23 protein-coding genes and 3 pseudogenes are annotated in these 15,868 nt (G+C 68.4%); 10 read left to right on the forward strand and 16 right to left on the reverse strand.

The annotated features are described in order from the left end of the window. The first annotated feature begins 71 nt into the window (after positions 1 to 71). The 5 genes from ACWIGU_RS41350 to ACWIGU_RS41370 all read left to right on the forward strand — a co-directional run bounded on the left by ACWIGU_RS41350 (position 72) and on the right by ACWIGU_RS41370 (position 2,497). Positions 72 to 878, forward strand: a complete 807-nt coding sequence (locus tag ACWIGU_RS41350; protein ID WP_454406974.1) for an MBL fold metallo-hydrolase — start codon at positions 72 to 74, stop codon at positions 876 to 878. A gap of 51 nt (positions 879 to 929) precedes the next feature. Further along, positions 930 to 1,334, forward strand: a complete 405-nt coding sequence (locus tag ACWIGU_RS41355) for a tautomerase family protein (protein ID WP_454406975.1) — start codon at positions 930 to 932, stop codon at positions 1,332 to 1,334. 62 nt (positions 1,335 to 1,396) lie between these two features. Next, positions 1,397 to 1,639, forward strand: coding sequence for a LysR family transcriptional regulator (locus ACWIGU_RS41360; RefSeq protein ID WP_454406976.1), 243 nt, complete (start codon positions 1,397 to 1,399; stop codon positions 1,637 to 1,639). 44 nt (positions 1,640 to 1,683) lie between these two features. Continuing rightward, entirely contained in the window at positions 1,684 to 2,259 is a 576-nt protein-coding gene (locus tag ACWIGU_RS41365) for a LysR substrate-binding domain-containing protein (protein ID WP_454406977.1), read from the forward strand. Continuing rightward, positions 2,243 to 2,497 carry a hexameric tyrosine-coordinated heme protein gene (locus ACWIGU_RS41370; RefSeq protein WP_454406978.1) on the forward strand — a complete coding sequence of 85 codons (255 nt, stop codon included), beginning with the start codon at positions 2,243 to 2,245 and terminating at the stop codon, positions 2,495 to 2,497. The genes ACWIGU_RS41365 and ACWIGU_RS41370 overlap by 17 nt, the downstream gene beginning before the upstream one ends. 94 nt (positions 2,498 to 2,591) lie before the next feature. Here ACWIGU_RS41370 and ACWIGU_RS41375 read toward each other — a convergent pair whose 3' ends face one another. The 5 genes and pseudogenes from ACWIGU_RS41375 to ACWIGU_RS41395 form a co-directional block, all read right to left on the reverse strand. Continuing rightward, positions 2,592 to 2,831, reverse strand: a complete 240-nt coding sequence (locus ACWIGU_RS41375) for a hypothetical protein (RefSeq protein WP_454406979.1) — start codon at positions 2,829 to 2,831, stop codon at positions 2,592 to 2,594. Between the two features lie 133 nt (positions 2,832 to 2,964). Beyond that, positions 2,965 to 3,099, reverse strand: a pseudogene (locus tag ACWIGU_RS41380) (DUF1622 domain-containing protein); the annotation flags it as partial. Continuing rightward, the gene (locus tag ACWIGU_RS41385; RefSeq protein WP_454406980.1) at positions 3,057 to 3,338 is read right to left on the reverse strand and encodes a hypothetical protein; all 282 of its coding nucleotides are present in this window, start codon (positions 3,336 to 3,338) and stop codon (positions 3,057 to 3,059) included. The gene ACWIGU_RS41385 and the pseudogene ACWIGU_RS41380, both read right to left, overlap by 43 nt. An 11-nt stretch (positions 3,339 to 3,349) precedes the next feature. After that, positions 3,350 to 3,577, reverse strand: a complete 228-nt coding sequence (locus ACWIGU_RS41390; RefSeq protein WP_454406981.1) for a hexameric tyrosine-coordinated heme protein — start codon at positions 3,575 to 3,577, stop codon at positions 3,350 to 3,352. Positions 3,578 to 3,669: 92 nt separating this feature from the next. Beyond that, a complete protein-coding gene (locus tag ACWIGU_RS41395) occupies positions 3,670 to 4,074 on the reverse strand; it encodes a tautomerase family protein (protein WP_454406982.1) in 405 nt (134 codons plus the stop codon). Between the two features lie 519 nt (positions 4,075 to 4,593). On the opposite strand from ACWIGU_RS41395, the gene ACWIGU_RS41400 reads away from it, so the two are divergent. Next, on the forward strand, positions 4,594 to 4,785 hold the full coding sequence (locus ACWIGU_RS41400) for a DUF6381 family protein (RefSeq protein WP_454406983.1): 192 nt from the start codon (positions 4,594 to 4,596) through the stop codon (positions 4,783 to 4,785). Positions 4,786 to 5,086: 301 nt separating this feature from the next. Further along, a complete protein-coding gene (locus ACWIGU_RS41405; protein WP_454406984.1) occupies positions 5,087 to 5,419 on the forward strand; it encodes a hypothetical protein in 333 nt (110 codons plus the stop codon). Between the two features lie 25 nt (positions 5,420 to 5,444). Here ACWIGU_RS41405 and ACWIGU_RS41410 read toward each other — a convergent pair whose 3' ends face one another. The 3 genes from ACWIGU_RS41410 to ACWIGU_RS41420 are packed head-to-tail and all read right to left on the reverse strand — an operon-like array spanning position 5,445 to position 7,714. Then, positions 5,445 to 6,152 carry a B3/B4 domain-containing protein gene (locus ACWIGU_RS41410; RefSeq protein ID WP_454406985.1) on the reverse strand — a complete coding sequence of 236 codons (708 nt, stop codon included), beginning with the start codon at positions 6,150 to 6,152 and terminating at the stop codon, positions 5,445 to 5,447. A gap of 39 nt (positions 6,153 to 6,191) precedes the next feature. Further along, positions 6,192 to 6,839, reverse strand: coding sequence for an FMN-binding negative transcriptional regulator (locus ACWIGU_RS41415; RefSeq protein ID WP_454406986.1), 648 nt, complete (start codon positions 6,837 to 6,839; stop codon positions 6,192 to 6,194). Between the two features lie 38 nt (positions 6,840 to 6,877). Continuing rightward, positions 6,878 to 7,714 carry an EamA family transporter gene (locus ACWIGU_RS41420; protein ID WP_454406987.1) on the reverse strand — a complete coding sequence of 279 codons (837 nt, stop codon included), beginning with the start codon at positions 7,712 to 7,714 and terminating at the stop codon, positions 6,878 to 6,880. Between the two features lie 119 nt (positions 7,715 to 7,833). On the opposite strand from ACWIGU_RS41420, the gene ACWIGU_RS41425 reads away from it, so the two are divergent. Then, positions 7,834 to 8,418, forward strand: a complete 585-nt coding sequence (locus tag ACWIGU_RS41425) for a helix-turn-helix domain-containing protein (protein WP_454406988.1) — start codon at positions 7,834 to 7,836, stop codon at positions 8,416 to 8,418. Here ACWIGU_RS41425 and ACWIGU_RS41430 read toward each other — a convergent pair. After that, on the reverse strand, positions 8,367 to 8,789 hold the full coding sequence (locus ACWIGU_RS41430) for a hypothetical protein (RefSeq protein ID WP_454406989.1): 423 nt from the start codon (positions 8,787 to 8,789) through the stop codon (positions 8,367 to 8,369). The two genes, ACWIGU_RS41425 and ACWIGU_RS41430, sit on opposite strands and share 52 nt — an antisense overlap. Positions 8,790 to 8,858: 69 nt before the next feature. Here ACWIGU_RS41430 and ACWIGU_RS41435 point away from each other — a divergent pair, with 69 nt between their 5' ends. After that, complete coding sequence (locus ACWIGU_RS41435) at positions 8,859 to 9,554, forward strand: TetR family transcriptional regulator (RefSeq protein WP_454406990.1); 696 nt, start codon at positions 8,859 to 8,861, stop codon at positions 9,552 to 9,554. A gap of 81 nt (positions 9,555 to 9,635) precedes the next feature. Here the strand turns inward: ACWIGU_RS41435 and ACWIGU_RS41440 are convergent, their stop codons facing one another. Next, entirely contained in the window at positions 9,636 to 9,854 is a 219-nt protein-coding gene (locus tag ACWIGU_RS41440; protein WP_454406991.1) for a putative quinol monooxygenase, read from the reverse strand. A gap of 39 nt (positions 9,855 to 9,893) precedes the next feature. Beyond that, a pseudogene (locus ACWIGU_RS41445) lies at positions 9,894 to 10,013 on the reverse strand (hypothetical protein); the annotation flags it as partial. Positions 10,014 to 11,105: 1,092 nt separating this feature from the next. Here ACWIGU_RS41445 and ACWIGU_RS41450 point away from each other — a divergent pair. After that, positions 11,106 to 12,164, forward strand: a complete 1,059-nt coding sequence (locus ACWIGU_RS41450; protein ID WP_454406993.1) for a zinc-dependent alcohol dehydrogenase family protein — start codon at positions 11,106 to 11,108, stop codon at positions 12,162 to 12,164. Between the two features lie 671 nt (positions 12,165 to 12,835). Here the strand turns inward: ACWIGU_RS41450 and ACWIGU_RS41455 are convergent. From ACWIGU_RS41455 to ACWIGU_RS41475, 5 genes and pseudogenes are all read right to left on the reverse strand, one after another. Beyond that, a complete protein-coding gene (locus ACWIGU_RS41455) occupies positions 12,836 to 13,330 on the reverse strand; it encodes a cupin domain-containing protein (protein WP_454406995.1) in 495 nt (164 codons plus the stop codon). Between the two features lie 305 nt (positions 13,331 to 13,635). Then, a pseudogene (locus tag ACWIGU_RS41460) lies at positions 13,636 to 13,959 on the reverse strand (RidA family protein); the annotation flags it as partial. A 135-nt stretch (positions 13,960 to 14,094) separates the two neighbouring features. Continuing rightward, a complete protein-coding gene (locus ACWIGU_RS41465; RefSeq protein ID WP_454406997.1) occupies positions 14,095 to 14,217 on the reverse strand; it encodes a hypothetical protein in 123 nt (40 codons plus the stop codon). 223 nt (positions 14,218 to 14,440) lie between these two features. Continuing rightward, entirely contained in the window at positions 14,441 to 14,878 is a 438-nt protein-coding gene (locus ACWIGU_RS41470; protein WP_454406999.1) for a hypothetical protein, read from the reverse strand. Positions 14,879 to 15,194: 316 nt separating this feature from the next. Then, the gene (locus ACWIGU_RS41475) at positions 15,195 to 15,806 is read right to left on the reverse strand and encodes a TetR/AcrR family transcriptional regulator (protein ID WP_454407001.1); all 612 of its coding nucleotides are present in this window, start codon (positions 15,804 to 15,806) and stop codon (positions 15,195 to 15,197) included. Positions 15,807 to 15,868: the final 62 nt, after the last annotated feature.

Raw genomic sequence — 15,868 nt, forward strand, 5'->3', positions numbered from 1 at the left:
CGGCCGGGCCAGGCAGCCACTAGCGTCGACGGGGCGACCGACAGCCCCCGGACCCTGCAGCGAGGACACCGATGAGCACGACACCACTGCCCCGCCAGGAATGCGCGATCACCATCCTGGGTGGCCCCACAGCCGTCATCGACCTCGGCGGGCTGCGCATCGTCAGCGATCCGACCTTCGACGAGCCCCGTGATTACGGGTATCTCGTCAAGACCATCGCTCCCGCCGTCGACGAGGACGGGGTGGGACCGGTCGACCTCGTCCTGGTCAGCCACGAGGCCCACGCGGACAACCTCGACGAACGAGGCCGCCTGTTCGCCAAGACCGCCCCGATGGTGCTCACCGGGCCCGCGGCCGCCGAGCGCCTGGGACCGCCGGCGGCCGGACTCGCCCCGTGGGCCAGCCACGGCCTGCCGCGCCCGGACGGCGGCGGCGATCTGACCGTGACAGCGGTCCCCGCGGTCCACGGCCCCGAGGACGGCGAACGCGACGCCGACGGGTACGTCAACTGCCAGGTCATCGGCTTCGTATTGTCCGGGCAGGGGCTTCCCACCGTCTACGTGAGCGGCGACAACGCCTCGATCCGTACGGTCGCGGAAATCTCCCGCAAGGTGCCGCGCATCGACGCCGCCGTCCTGCACGCGGGCGCCGCGCGCGTCCCGGCGAAGTTCGACGGCCGGCCGCTGTCCCTGGACAGCCGCAGCGCCGCCGCCGCGGCTGCCGTCCTCGGTGCAGACCTCGTCATCCCGGCCCACTACGACGGCTGGGCCCACTTCTCCGAAGGGCGGGCCGAGATCGAGCACGCCTTCTACGAGGCCGGTCTGTCGTCCTCACTGGCGGCCGCCGGTCACGGCACATGGGTGCACCTTCCTCGCTGACCTGCCCACCCCACAGGCCCTCCCGTATCACACGACTAAGGAGCCACCGGCATGCCTTTGGTGCGTATCGATCTCATCCGCGGCCGTCGCCCCGCCGACCTGCGGGCGATCGCCGACGCGACGCACCGAGCCCTGGTGGACGTCCTTGCCATCCCCGAGCGGGACAGGTTCCAGATCGTCACTGAGCACGATGCCGACCACGTCATCGCCCTCGATGCCGGACTCGGCTTCGAGCGCAGCGACCGGCTTGTGATGATCCAGATCTTCACCCAGGAAGGGCGCACCACCGAGGTCAAGCAGCGCGTCTTCCACACCATCGCCGAGCAGTTGGAGCCTCTCGGCATCGGCGGCGAGGACGTCTTCGTCTCCGTCGTCGAGAACGGGTCCCAGGACTGGTCCTTCGGCTTCGGCCGCGCCCAGTACACCGAGGGCCTTCTTCCGGTGCCCGGCCGCTGACAGCAGCGGGCCGGGTCGCGGCCCGCAGGAATGTTCTGGCCCCGGTTCGTGCGGAGGTCGACATGGAGCTTTCCGACCTGCGGGTCTTCCTGGCGGTTGCGCGCACGCGCGGGATCACCAGGGCCGCTCAGGAACTGCACACGGTGCGGTCCAACGTCAGCGCCCGCATCCACGCGCTGGAGAAGGAGCTCGGCGCCCGCTGTTCCGGCGCCACGCACGGGGCGTCGCTCTCACTCACGCGGGAGAGCAGCTGCTGCCGTACGCCGAGCGCATCAGCAGGCTCGTCGGCAAGGCGCACCATGTGATCGGCGACGACAGTGATCCGTGCGGGCCGCTGCGGATCGGATCCATGGAGAGCACCGCGGGACTTCGGCTTCCGGCGGCGCTCGCGGCCTTCAGCCAGGAGTGCCCCCGTGCCGACCTGTCGCTGATCAACGGCCCGACCGGGCAACTCGTCCGGGACGTCCTGGAGTTCCGCCTCGACGGCGTACTGGTCAGCGACCCGGTGCGGCGGCCCGATCTGATGCAGACCCCGGTGTTCGAGGAGCGCCTCGTCCTCGTCACCACACCCCGGGTCGCCGACCTGGACGCCGTGCTGCAGGACCCACGGATCCTCGTCTTCCGCACCGGCTGCTCGTATCGCAGACGCCTGGAGAGCATCCTCCACGCCCGCGGCGCGGTAGGCGTGCGCTGCACGGAGTTCGGCACGCTGGACGGGATCCTCGGCTGTGTCGGAGCCGGTATGGGCGTCAGCCTGTTGCCCGCCGCTGTAGTCGAGCAGCACACCACACACGCTGTATCCGGTTGTCAGCAGAGCCACCGCGCGGGGTGCTTGTCCTACTACACCGCCTACCGACCGGCCGCGTGTCGCTGCAGGCCGGCCAGGTCTCGGCGCCATGCTTGGGGACATGACTCGAGTTCCTGACGAAGGCTTGGTCCTCGTCCCCGGCGGATCTCTGCTCACTTCGACCCCTGAAAAGGGCCGTGCGCTGGCCCTGACCCTGGCCCGCCACACCATCCACAACATCCAGCCTGACCTGGACATTCTGAAGGGTGGCAGGCCGAACTACTCCACCACGCCGGACAGCCTCACCGCCGCGGCGCATGTGGTCGCCACCGAGTTCCAGACGATCGCCGCGGCCAACAACTACTGGCGGTCCTGACGGCCGGACCACTGAGGGAGCTGAGTTCGCGATCGTGGCGGAGTAGTTCGGCCGGTGTTCTGCGAGGCACTCGTGTTGCCCGTTCGCCGCTCGGCTACCGCTTCGACTGGGCGCGAAGGCTGGAGTTAACCAGTAGTCGTACGCCGATGATGGCTGCGGCGGTTGCCAGGGAGGTCCAGGAGGGGCGGCCGGCGAGGTGGATGAGGCCGTCCGCCACGAGAAAATCCGTGAGCACCCCCACGGCAGGCGGTACCCGGCGCATCCGGACGGCGACGCACACGGCACTGACCAGTCCGAAGGCCGTGACCACAATGGCAGCCTGCGCCAGCAGCATGATCTCGGGGCGGTTCCTGCGGACGTGGCGTCGTCCCTGGGGGGAGCCGCTCGATCTCCCGACGCTCTTGCTCGATCTCGCGGCCGAGGAAGTAGTTCAGCGCTGTTCGGATCGTGGTGATCGCGGCTAGCTGGCCGATCTCCGCGAAGGAAGGCGCGATGGCCGTCCGCAGGGTGTCTCCGGCGAGCTGGAACTCAAGCCCCAGGGCCAGGAAGCGGCCGAGAGTCAGCCGGATCCGCTTGAAACCGAAGGCAGCGGCCTCGGATATCCGCGGCTGCGCAGCCGGTCGGCGCCATGCCGGACGAACTGCATGAACGCCCAGGCCGCGCCAGCGAAGATGACCAGTGCGTCGGCGAACTCGACCAGACGCACGGCCAGGTCGACGACATCACGCAGGGTGGATTCCGGCAGTAGATCCGTGCAAGTAGCGGCATCGTCGGCTCGCGCAGGCGCCACCATCTGCGTGTTACCCCCGCGGTGTGCGGCGATCGTGAATGACATCGACATGGCCGGAACGGTCAGCGCCAGTATTCGTCGGCGGCCGCGATGGTCGCGAACTCGATGGCGACCACGTGGGCGACGGCGATGAGCGAGTCGAGGTTCTGCGCATACTCGGGACGCAGCCGGGTGCGCACCGCGTCGTCGGGCTGGGTCGCCTTGATGACAAGTCGGGCCAGCTTGAGGGCGAGTTCGCGGCCCCCCTGGGGCGTGGCGGTCTTGAGGGAGTTGTTGGGGACACGTTCCATGCCGCCGGTGCTCCTGGAGGTGTGTGGGGATGGGCTGGCTGGTGGGGTATCTGCGGCCGGTGCGGCAGTTAGGTCGGCTACGGCGTCAGGGTTCAGCGTCCGGGGATGGGGAGGTCACCCTCGATGTACTGGGCACGGCCGTCGGCGAAGGACCAGTCCTCGGGTCCGTTCTCGAAGTAGCTGACGAACAGGTCCTTCCCGTCGACACCAGCTTCGGCGAGCTGCTTGGCCAGCGTGCGATACACGAGCTGCTTGTCCTCGGTGCCGCGGCCGCGCTGGGTGAAGATGTGGACGATGACCGTGTCGGAGGTGCGCTCGAAGCCCAGACCGGCGTCCAGGGCGATGATCTCGTCGGGCTCGTGCTGGGTGACGATCTGGAAGCGGTCCCGCTCGGGGATCTTCAGGACGTCGATGAGCGACTGCTGGACGGCGTCGGCGATGGCCCGGATGTTCTCAGGGCTGCGACCGCGGATCATGTCGATGCGTACGAGGGGCATGGCGAACTCCTTCGGGTGATGGTCGGTCAGGGCTTCAGGGGAGGACAGATGCGGTGTTCGGCGATGCGAAGGACACGGTTCGCAGTCCGTCTCCGGCGATGACCAAACTGACAACCTGGCAGCTGGTCTCGTCGTCCGGGTCCCGCTCGCCGTCCTCGGGGCTGTGGACGGCTGGCACGGCGGTGACAGTTAGCTCGTCGGTCGAGTCAGGGAATGGGACGGTGCTGGGGTGCCAGGTGTCCGCGCCGGCCCATCCCCTACTTGGTCGACCGTAGCGAGCCAGCGAGAGCAAACGGAAATACCGCTTCGGTTGCAGCTATGCCTCACCTGCATGGGTGCAGGTCACGGCCGGGTCGCGGCCATCTTGAGGTGGCTGATCGGTACTCCCCGGGCTGTGTCGTCGTTCCGGGAGGGCTTCCAACTGCGTTGATAACAGTGGGTGATTGATCGAGATGCAGGGGGTGTTGGGTCCTGTTTCTCTGATGGGGCCCGCTCTTCCTCATCACCCAAGGAGTGATCATGAGCGCTGCAGGCGAGTCCGGTCGTACCCAGCAGACCCGTCCCCGGGCCCAGGACCTCGAAGAGACCGCGGCACGTGACGCTGACCCGCAGGAGCGTCAGCGCCTGAAGGACCAGGCCCGCCAGCTCAAGGAGCAGAGCGAGCACGCATGCGCCCCGGGCCAGCCGGACTTCGACCCGGCGTACCGGTAGTTCCCAGCACAGACACCGGCCGGTGGCCGGCCTCCGCGGCTTCTGCCACGCGAGAGGCCCCCGGCGGTCACTGCTGCTCCGCTCAAGAACAACGCCTCCTCCGCCGACGACGCCGGCAAAGGATCACCGCACCTCCGGGGAGTACCGCGAGCGGTCCCGCCAGCCACTCAGCTACTCAGCCGCCCTGGTGCGCGCGTGCGGCTCGCACCGACTCCTCCAGCGCGGCCATCAAGTCCACCGCCGGCCCGGGCTCGGGCGGCGCGGGCGACTCGTCGACGGCGGGAACACGACGCTCATCTGGGTGGCACTGCTGGTCGCGCTCGGCATCGGGCAGTCGGCGATCCTCGGCTCGCAGCCCGCGTTCTTCGCGGAACTCTTCGACACGAAGGTGCGGTTCAGTGCGGTCGGTGTCGCCAACAACATCGGCACCGTCCTGACCGGCGGGCTCGCGCCGATGCTCGCCACCGCGCTGCTGCTCTGGTTCGACCACAGCGTGATGGGCGTCGTCGTTTTCATCGCGCTGATGAGCGCCCTCACGGCGGGCACCGTGGCGTTGGCGAGGGAGACGCGGCACGTGGAAGATCCCACGGCGCGGTCCGCCGCCCCCGCCCCCACGCCGATGTCGAGCACCTGACACAGCAGGGTGGCGCCCGTTCAGCTCAGGCCGTGACCGCGGGCTGCTGGGGACTGAGGTAGTGCACCTGGGCCTGCGCGGCACGGGGCAGGAGCAGGCCCTGGAGCTCCTCGGCGGCCGCCTTGAGGAGGTGGCCGTCGCGGGCGGCCTGGAGGGTTTCGAGGACGAAGGCCACGCGGACGGAGTCCTCGGTGACGCGGGTGCGGTGGGCGTCGCGATGGTTCCAGTGCCGGGTCAGCACGCCGGTGGTGTCCGTGTAGATGACCTCGCCGGGCTTGGGGTTCTCGGTGGTGTCGGGCTCGCCGAGCGGGGTGAACTCCTCGCTGCCGTCCGCGTAACGGATCTCGACGTCACCGGTGACCTGGTCGAGGTCGAAGGCCCCGGCGGGCAGGCCGTGCCGTACGGAGACCGCGTTGTAGGAGTCGACGGCTGCATTGATGCGCGGCAGGCTGCCCTTCTTGGCCATGCGACGGCCGAGGGCGTCGACGCTGGGGCGGATCCGGCGCGGGTTGGTGCCGAAGGAGCGGTAGGCGGTGTGCCACGCCTCGATGCGCTGGTCGGTCTCGTCGGCGGGGGTCCAGGTGCCGGCGGCGAGCTGCTGTTCCAGGTCCTCAAGTGCCGCGGCCGTGTCGGGCCAGGGTTCGTGGCCGCGCAGGCCGGTGGCGGTGACCACGGCGATGAGGGTGTCGGGGAAGGCGGCGGCGACGGAGTGGGTGATACGGAAGGTGGTCATGGGCGGGGCTCCGTTCCGAGGGGGCGGGGATGGGCGGGGTCAGGGTTTCCAGGGGCCGATGCGGTCCAGGCGGCGCCGTTGCTGGTGCGCTGTGGGCGCGTCCAGTGCCTGGCCGCGGGCGGTGAGGCGGTCGGCGACTGCGGCACGGTGCTCGACGGGCTTGTGGTCGTCGTACTTGAACTTGGCCCGCACCTCGGTCACGTCAAGGACCAAGCCGCGGATGCCCGGCAGCATCCGCCCGTACGGCGCCTGGTCGACTTCGACCGGCGCATGGTCGCCGTCGGGCTGGAAGTGGGCCAGCTGCCGGCGCAGCAGCTCGGCCTTGGCCTCCGGCTCGTCGAGAATGCGGGCCTGGCAGACGAACTGGACGGCCGCGTAGTAGCTGGTGGGCACGCCGTCGGCGGGCGGAGTGCCGGGCTTCGCGCGCCAGGGGCCGGGGACGAAGGAGTAGTCGCCGATCACGGTGAAGGTGACGTTCGGGTCGTACTCGATCGACTCCCAGACCGGGTTCGGGCGGGCCAGATGGATCAGCAGCCGGTCGCCGTCGGGGACGAAGTGGGTGGGCACGGTGGTGGGTGCGTGGCCGAGCGGGCCGTTGACGCTGAGCAGGCCGAAGTCGTGACCGTCGGTGATCCAGGTCTGCCATTCGGTCTGGTCCAGAGCCGCGTCCCAGGGCTGGATGAACATTGCTGAGGCTCCTTGAAGTACGGGGACTGCGGGACTGCTCAGGTGAGGGCGAGGAGGCTGACCGCGACCGCGGCCGTGCCCAGGCCGACGAGCTGGCTCTTGTGGATGCGTTCGGCGAGCACGCTGCGGGCGAGCAGTACCGTCCCGGCCGGATAGAGGGCGGTGATCACGGCAACGATGGTGAGGTCGCCGCTGCGCGCGGCGAGCAGGAACAGCAGGTTCGCCAGCGAGTCCAGCACACCGGCGGTGGCCGACAGGGCGTAGGCGGGCTTCTCGTGGCCGAGCCTGCGGTGCAGCAGCCCCGCCGCGGTCAGCGTGACGGCGGAGGAGACCGCCCTGCCGATGATCAGCGGGGCCACGCCGCTGTCGGACGGCGCCTGGTGCAGGAAGACCAGCTGCAGGGCAATGGCGGCGCCCGCGCCGAGGGCCAGCAGCAGCGCCGTGCGCGACGGGCGGGAGGAGCCCGTGCCGTGTCCGGCGCTGACCAGTACCACCGCGAACAGCGCGAGCGGCAGACCCAGCAGTCCGGCCATTCCCAGGTGTTCGCCCTGCAGGAGGCCCACCGTGACCGGGAGCGCGGCGGAGACCAGCGCGGTCACCGGGGAGAGCACGTTCATCGGGCCGATGGCGAGCGTCTTGTAGAGCAGGGCGAAGGCGGCGGCCGAGGACACTCCGGAGGCGGCGCCCCAGCCGAGCGCGGCAGGGCTGAACGAGGCGCCGAGCACGGGCCACAGCAGCAGCTCGACCGCGAGGCTGGCCGGGGCGGCGACCATCACGGTGCGCAGCACGTGGGCCTTTCGAGCCCCCAGACCGCCGAGGAAGTCGGCACATCCGTAGGCCAGTGAGCTGCCCAGGGCCAGCAGCAGAGCTATCACGAGTTGATCCCTTACGCTTACAATGGAACGACTAGACCGTACAGCAAAACGACCAGTCGATGTCAACCGAACGACCGAGTGGCGCAGTCCACTGACCGACGAGTGAGGATGATGAACGGGTGACCGAGACAGAGGCAGCCCTGCGCACGCTCGCGAACAACGTCCGGGCGGCCCGCGCCCGCGCCGGCCTGTCCCTGGACGAGCTCGGGCGCCGCGCCAAGGTGAGCAAGGGCGCGTTGGTCGGCCTGGAGAAGGCGCAGGGCAACCCGAATTTCGCCACGCTCGTGAGGCTGGCCGACACGCTCGGCGTCTCGGTGTCCGCCCTGATGGAAGGACCGGCGCAGGGCCGGGTCCGTGTCGTGTCCGCGGACACGGTGATGCCTCTGTGGGAGGGTGAACAGGGCAGCGAGGCCCGGCTCATGTTGACGACCTCGGGCCCTGCTCCGGTGGAGGTGTGGCGCTGGCGACTGCAGCCCGGCGAGGAGTACCCGAGCCACCCGCATCAGGCCGGCGTCGTCGAGACCGTCAGCGTCACCGAGGGCCGCATGGTCCTCGTCGTCGACAGGACCGAGCACCCGGTCGAGGCAGGTCAGACCGCCACGTTCGACGGGGACTCCCCGCATACCTACTGCGGGGCGGGCGACACGACCTGTCACCTGATCATGACCGTCCACCTGCCGCCGGGCCCGACACCCACGTCCTGATGCCCGCCGTCGCCGAACTCATGGCGGTTCACGCCGGCAATGGTGGCGTGAGCAGCAACCAACCCGGTGGGTGACGGCGGCACCAGATCTGGCAGCCTGCATTTCCCCGCACCGGGCACAGGCGCGGGCGGCCCTTTCAGGCGAACCGCACGATGCGTGGCGCACAGGCCGCCTGTGGACCGGCGTTCGGGCAGGCGATCACCGACTGTCCCCCCGCTCCGCGGCCCGACGGTGGTTCTGGCCCGGTTAGAGCGCTTGGGGCGCAGGGTGCTTCCCTGTCGCAGGTTGCCGTTCTCGTCGAGGTCGTTGAGCACCGCGGGGAGGCCCTGGGTGAGCACCTTGGTGCGGACGGTGCCAAGAATCTTGGCCATGAGGAAGCCTCCGATCCCGGTGAAGCCGACGTGGTCGTAGGTGAAGCGCGTTCCGCTGCCGTGCGGTTCATGCGGACTGTGGACTGGACGGCACTGCACCGCGACGACGAGCCCGCCACCGAGGGGCTGTGGGCTCGCAAGAAGCGCCTCCTGCGGCGCCAGCTGACCGACACCGCCACCGAGATGTTCATCGAACGGGGCTTTGACGCCGTGCGGTGCGCCGAGATCGCGGACGCCTGCGGGGTGTCGGAGAAGACGGTGTTCAACTACTTCCCGACCAAGGAATCTCTCGTCCTTGACCTGGGGGAAGCCACATTGCACGCCCTGCGGACAGCCCTCGCCGATCCGAGTCTGCCGCCGGTCGAGGCGGCGTTGGAGATCCTTTCTGGCGAACTGGGCGGCATCATCTCGTGGTTGAGTGCTCAGGACGACCCGGCCCACGCCAGGGCCAGGTTCCTGAGCTTCGGCATGCTGCTCAGATCCACACCGTCCCTGCGCGCCTACCAGCACGACATGACCGAACAGCAGGTCGCCGTAGCCGCCGAGGTCCTGGCGCAGCGCACCGGGATGAGCCCGGACGACCCCGAACCGCAGATCGGCGCAGCCGCCCTGGTGGGGCTGTGGCCTATCCAGTTCCAGGCCCTGCGCAGGCACCTCAACCGCACCCGCACGCCCGAGGAACTGCACACAGCCGTCAGCGCCGACGTCCGGCGTGCGGCTCAGCTCATCTACACGGGGCTCAACACTCTCACCCGGCATCGATAGCCACGCAGATCTCGCACCGGCCCCAGCGGGATCCGTGGGCAGCCCGGCGAGCGGTTTCGCTCGGCGGGCAGCCCGCCGAGGTCACGACTGACCGGCTGCCGGCGGTGCCGCGGAGTACGGGCGCACCTCGATGCGCATCGGCGGCTCCGCAAGGAGGCCGATGATCTCGTCGGCCAGCGGGCTGTTCTCGTAGGCGTCCTTCGCCTCGGTGGACTTGAACACCTCGACATTCCACAGCACATCGGGGTCGTCCACGTCGCGCACGATGGTGAACCGGTCCGAGGCGCCCGACTTCTCCATACCGATCGTCGCCAGCTCGGGTACCTGTCACTGTTGCCCGGCTGATTTCTCGAGCCCGAACCGTTCGATGATCTTGTCGTAGACCTTGAGGCGGCGGGCGGGCTCCACGTCGAGGTCGATGTCCGGCAGCGAGGTGCGCCGCTCACTGAGGAAGCGCTCTTTCTTCCGAACGTCGAAGTGTCCGTGATGGGGGCTGAGCTGGGCTGTCGCGTCGCGTAGATGTCCGTGACGCGGCAGTTCAGTCGTCAGATCTCAGCTTTGGCTGCCGCAGACGGACGGCAGCTTGCCCTGACTCCTGGCGGATCAACGGGTGGTGAACGCACCTCCGTTGACGTTGATCGTCTGCCCGGTGATGTGCCGTGCTCCCTGCGAGGACGTGATTGAGCTCGGGCAGGCGGGTGGGCGCTGGCATGTACTGGTGTACGTGAGTGGTCGCGAGCGGGTCCGTGAACTGGCCGAGCGGGAAGTCCCGGTCCATGCCGAGCGCTGCCTGCTGCAGTTCTGGCCCGCGTGACATCTTCCGGTCCCCGCCGGGGCGGGGACCGGGGGAGTGGTGGCGTCAGGAAACCTTGATGGTGCAGCCGTCGTCGGGGCCGTCGATGATGCGGTTGAGGCGGTAGAAGTCCGCGGTGATACGCCCGTCGGCGCCGTTGTCCTCCTTCGGGATCGGCCGTGGTGAGAAGTTGTTCTTCGGGGCCTTGTGCTGCGGGTCGTATTTCGTCCGCCTGCGGCAATACGGACTGGCGACCAGGTTGGAGCCGTCGGAGGCTGGATTGCAGGGCCTGTCCGTGGCGCTTAGCGTGATGTCGGGGACTCCAGGGGCTCTCGGGTGCGGTGCGTGCGGCAGACTTCGCAGGCCGTGCGCCCGGGGTTCAGTCCATCGAGGTGATCAATGATGACTGACAGCACGCAGACGCTCGTCAAGAATCTCGCCGGTACCTTCGGGCATCCGATCCGTTTGGCGATCCTCCACTCTGAACTCAGATTCAGTGCGCTGCGGCGACGGTCCTGATCACGGACCTCGATAGGCGGCACGAACCAGTGCGCTCACATGATCAGGCTGGGCGAGTCGGTAGTGGGCTAGAGGGGGCCCGACGCCGATGTCGCTCTGCGCACGGGCCTGCTCCATCGAGGAAAAGAGGGGTTCGGAGCCTGGTCGCCGACGAGGATGCTGGCACCGGCATTGTTCCTGTCCAGAAGCCCACCGAGTTCGTCGGGCGCTGAGAGACGAGGTCACTCATGCCACAATCCATGCGCGCGCTCGTAGCCGGAAAGGTGGGCGAGCCGACCGACGTCCTGCGGCTGGAATCCCGGCCTGTTCCCACACCAGAGGCCGGTCAGGCGTTGATCCGTGTGAAGGCGACTCCGGTTCACGCCAGTGATCTGCACGTGCTGCGTGGCCGCTACGGTTTCTCCCCCGAGTTTCCCACTGTTGGGGGGAACATGGAGTGCGTGGGCCGTATTGAGGCCCTGGGCCCGGATACCGAGGGGCTGAAGATCGGCGAGCGCGTGGTGAACGTTGCAATCCCGGCGGTACCCGGGCCGCATGTGGCCGGCACTTGGCAGGAATATCTTGTTGCCGATACACGACGGCTCCTGCCGGTCCCCGATCATCTGAGCGACTCCGACGCATGCCAACTCGCCGTCAACCCGTTGACCGCGCTGCTCCTGGTGACACGCGAACTCGGCGCACAGCCGGGGGAGTGGCTGTTGCAGACGGCCGCGGGCTCCACCGTCGGCCGGCTCGTTATTCAGCTGGCCAGGCATCTGGGCATTCCTACGATCAATGTCGTGCGGCGGCGCGATGCCGTTGAGGAGATCAAAGCGCTTGGCGGTGACGAGGTCATTTGCACTGAGGACGAGGACCTGATGCAGCGTGTGGCTGAGATCGCAGGACCGGCCGGCGTGCACAAGGCCACCGACTGTGTCGCGGGCCACGTGGGTGCCCAGGTATCCCAGGCATTGGCTCCGGGAGGAGAGGTCGTGGTCTACGGCGCGCTCTCCACCCATCGGCAAACTGACCCGGCAGCGCTGACGATCCCCCTGCAGGCACGCTCGGTCATCTACGAGGCCAAAGCAGTCCGTGGCTTCTGGCTGAACCGCTGGTTCGGCAGTGCCTCACCTGCGGATGCGCTGTACGCGCTGTCCGAGGTTCGCGCTCTCGTCGCAGATGGAGTGCTGACCATCCCCCACGGCCAGCCGTTCCCGCTCGAACGCTTCACTGAAGCCATCTCGCTCGCCGAAACACCCGCGCACGGCGCCAAGCCACTATTCGTCTTCGAAGACGGCCGGGACGAAGACGACAGGTAGGATGCGGCCCGGCCGGTACTGGCGCCAGTCTTCTCCTGGCCGAGTGGTCTCGGTGGGCATATGCCGTCTCCCGGGGCGAACTCCTCATGCGGTGGTCAACGCGAGCGCTGTACAGCAGCGAAGTACAGCAACCGGCGCAACCGCGATCGCCTCCGACCAACTTCAGACACCCGACCGACCGGCCAAGCAGACCTCAACGACCGAACCGGCCACAGTTCGCATCGAGGGGTCGTGGCACTGTCCTCGGGCCGTGTCACTCTCGTGCCAGAACGGACGGGGACTCACGGGGAATCGGGGTTGAAAGGGGTGACTTCCGTCGGGCTGATCAGGCCAGGGAATGCGCAGGTCACGCCTACGATCACCTAATCTCGCTCCTCAAGCGGTGCTCACGCCCAAGCGCCCTCCCGGGCCGACCTCCGGCCCTGGGGAGGGCGCTGGACGATGACCAGTGCCGACAACTGCCGAGAGCTCAGGGGCAGGTCAGAGCGTGATCGATGAGGCGGTCGCAGCTCACGGGGCGCCGGTGATCCGGCCCCGGCCAGGGCCTGCGTCCTTTCCGGGACCCGGACGCACCTGAAGACACCGATGACGGGGACTGACGGGCCGCACCGGCCAGGCCGCTTTCGGGCGTCCCGGGCGTGTGATGCAGGGACCGCAGCACTCAGTGCAGCCTAGTCGTCGGGCATGTCGGTGGTGTTGTACTGGTCGTGCCTGATCCGGAAGGCTTTCAACTCTTCGGGGCTGCGTTGTGAGTACTCCGCCACCTTCTCGAAGTACTCCTCCCTGGAAGCTCCCGGTGTGAAGAGCAGCAGAAACGACACCGGGTCGTCGCTGTCGTTCTGGAAGGCGTGGAGCCCGCCGGGCGGTACGTAGAGGAAGTCTCCCTCGCCTGCTGTGACCCAGCGTTCGCCGTTGTAGAGCCGGACCTCGCCGGACAGGACGTAGAAGGACTCGGAGATCGTACGGTGGAAGTGTTCCCTGGCGCCCAGGGTCTTCGGCGCCATGTCGATCTTGTACAGGCCGAACTCGCCGTTGGTGTTCTCCCGCTTGGCCACGTAGCTGATGTTGGTGCCGCCCGAGCCGGTGTCGGGGTGCGAGGGTGCAGGTCGGAACAGTGCGCTGGACTGGCCCCTTTCGCCGAGGTAACGGGGCTCTGGGTAGGACATGGCGACTTCCCGATTCGTGAGTGGGTGGTTCCAGGCCAGCCCTTTGACGGATTGGTGGACTGACGGGTCCGGGCAGGTTTCGCAGCGGCGGGCGCTCGCCGAAGTTCGACCGCGTGGGCTGAAGAGACGGATTGTCCCCACGCCTCTGGCCGCTGCTGCGGCCAGAGGCGGCACGAGAGGTACGGCAGCGCGACAGATGAACCAGGGGAGGCAGGCCGACTCCGGCCTATGGCTTCACGTCGAGACGCACGCGCGCCGATCTCCACCGACTGGTCCGGAAGTGCCAGGTCAGAAACACCCATGACTGTGCTGGTCGGCCGCTGTTCCCCGAAGTGCCCGGCGTGAAGGCGTGCGGTCGCATCGAAGTTCTCCCGCAGGTTCCTCACCAGCACCGTGCTTTCCACGATCTGGCCGCGCTCGGCCCCGAAGTGCTTCAGCATCAGGTCCAGATCGGCCAGCGTGGTTTTGACCTGGAGCTCGAAGTCGCCGGCACCTACGAAGTTGCCGCCACGGTCATGAGACATCTGCCCGGACAGGTACACCGCGTCACCGGCCTGGATTGCCTGGATGTATCCGTAGAGCGACGCCCACGGCATGTCAAAACCGAATCTCTTCGCCTGGACAGGCATGACTCACTTCCTGGTGAGACGACGCGTGGCGCTGCGAGTCACGGACAGTCCTCGTTCGAGGAAGAAGGTATGCCGTGATTACTGAGGAAGGCCTGGGACATGCCGTACAGGAGGGCCGGGGTTTCAAGGCAGGCGTCATGCACACCCCACTGAGCCGACGCCGATCGAATCGACCGGCAGTGTGTCCTCTCCCTCCACCGCGTTGCGGCGTAGCTCCAGCCGCTCCAGCAACAGCGCGAGATACAGCACGTTCGCCATGCAGTGGAGGTGCGGCCGATGCCGCGGGTGCCGGCCGCGTCGATGTACAGCTGAACACTGCGCAGCAGGTACTCCTCGCGGCCGGCGAAGTCCAGCGAGGGAGCAAGGCCAGGGCGAGGGCCGGCCAGCGCGATGACGCGGTCGGTGGGCTGCTGGGTCAGTTGTTTGACGTTGGCGTCCTCGGCGAGTTGGGCGGGCCTTCTTCATCGCAGCGAGGGTCTTCTCAAGGTTCTCCGGTGCTGGCCGGTTCTGCGTACCGGAACAGCTCGTCGCAGCAGTTCACGGCACGCTTCACCTGTGGGTGGAAGGGCTGACTCACTGGCACGTTGGCATGAGTCAGCGGTCCATGGTTGACCCGCGTCGGCCACTCGCCGCTCGGCAGGCTGTTCCACGCGGAAAGTCGACGAGCACGCGGACCAGTTCGTGTGCTGGGACCCCGGCCGGTGACGGCCTCGAAGTCCTGAAGCCACGGCCAGGGGCAAAGGAGCTGTCCCTGATCAGAAGCTTCCAGTGCCCTCTCATCGTGGTCGCGGAGCATCCGCATGACGGTGGCCGCTGACGGGTGCTGGCTCTTCTTCTTCCCGGTGGAGATGACGAGTCGCTCGGCGATCTCCCGCAGGCTCAGTTCCTGGTCGCAGAGGGGGAGCGCGACGGTGAGCATGGCGTCGTCGGTGACGGCGGCCCCGCCGATCGACTGCTGCCGCCCCGATCGTCTCGTCTGAGCTGTCCGGTAGAGCGCTGAGGTTGTTCAGCACCACGGCAGCGTGCGGGGCCAGCAGCTGCCAGGCCGACCACGTCGGCGGGTCCTCGGGGGTCGCCGATCTCCCCGGCGGCTTCTGCCGTGGTCTTCAGCAGACGGGCGGCCAGTTCCGCAAAAGCCAGCAGGTCGGGGCCGGGTGCCGGGCGGCTGGTGTCGCGTACCAGCGGGTGCAGCCGCGCGACCGGCAGCGCGTCCAGCCCGGCCGCGGAGTGCCGAGTCAACTCGACACTTCCTCCCGTCGCCGGTCATCGCTGGCTGTGGCGGGGATGGCGTTGTCGATGAGGACGGCGGCGATGGCGGCGGCGGTGGGGAAGGCGTCGGTGTTGAGGACCCGGGTGCGGGCCGCGGCGCCGTCGATGAGGAGCGCGAGCTGCTCACCGAGCTGTTCAGGGTCGGCGGCGCCGGCTTCGCGGGCGGTGTCGGCGAGCCGCGCGGCGACGGCTTTCTTGTAGTCGCGTGCGTACTGGGATGCGGGGTGCTGGGGGTCGTGGAGTTCGACGGCGGCGGCGATGTAGGGGCACAGGGGGGTAGCGGCGGGGATGTCGAAGGCGGCGAGGAGCCGTTCGCGGGGCGTGAGGTCGGTGCGGTCGAACACGCCGGACAGAACGGAGGGGTCGAACCGGCGCAGGTACTCGGCGACGAGTTCGTCCTTGCTGGTGAAGTGCTGGTAGGCCGTGCGCTTGGACACCTCGGCCGCCGCACAAAGCTGGTCCATGCCGGTGCGGTTGATGCCCTGCTCGCGAAACAGCTGCTGGGACGCACTGAGGATGCGCTCGCGGGCGCCCCGGCCGCGGCGGCGGCCCGTGGGGCCCTTCTCCAACTCCGTCATGGGTCCATCGTACCGCGGCTAGGTAACGACCGGTGTACATAGTTTGCGTCCCGGCCGCCCGC

This window comes from Streptomyces sp. NPDC055400, from assembly GCF_053644375.1.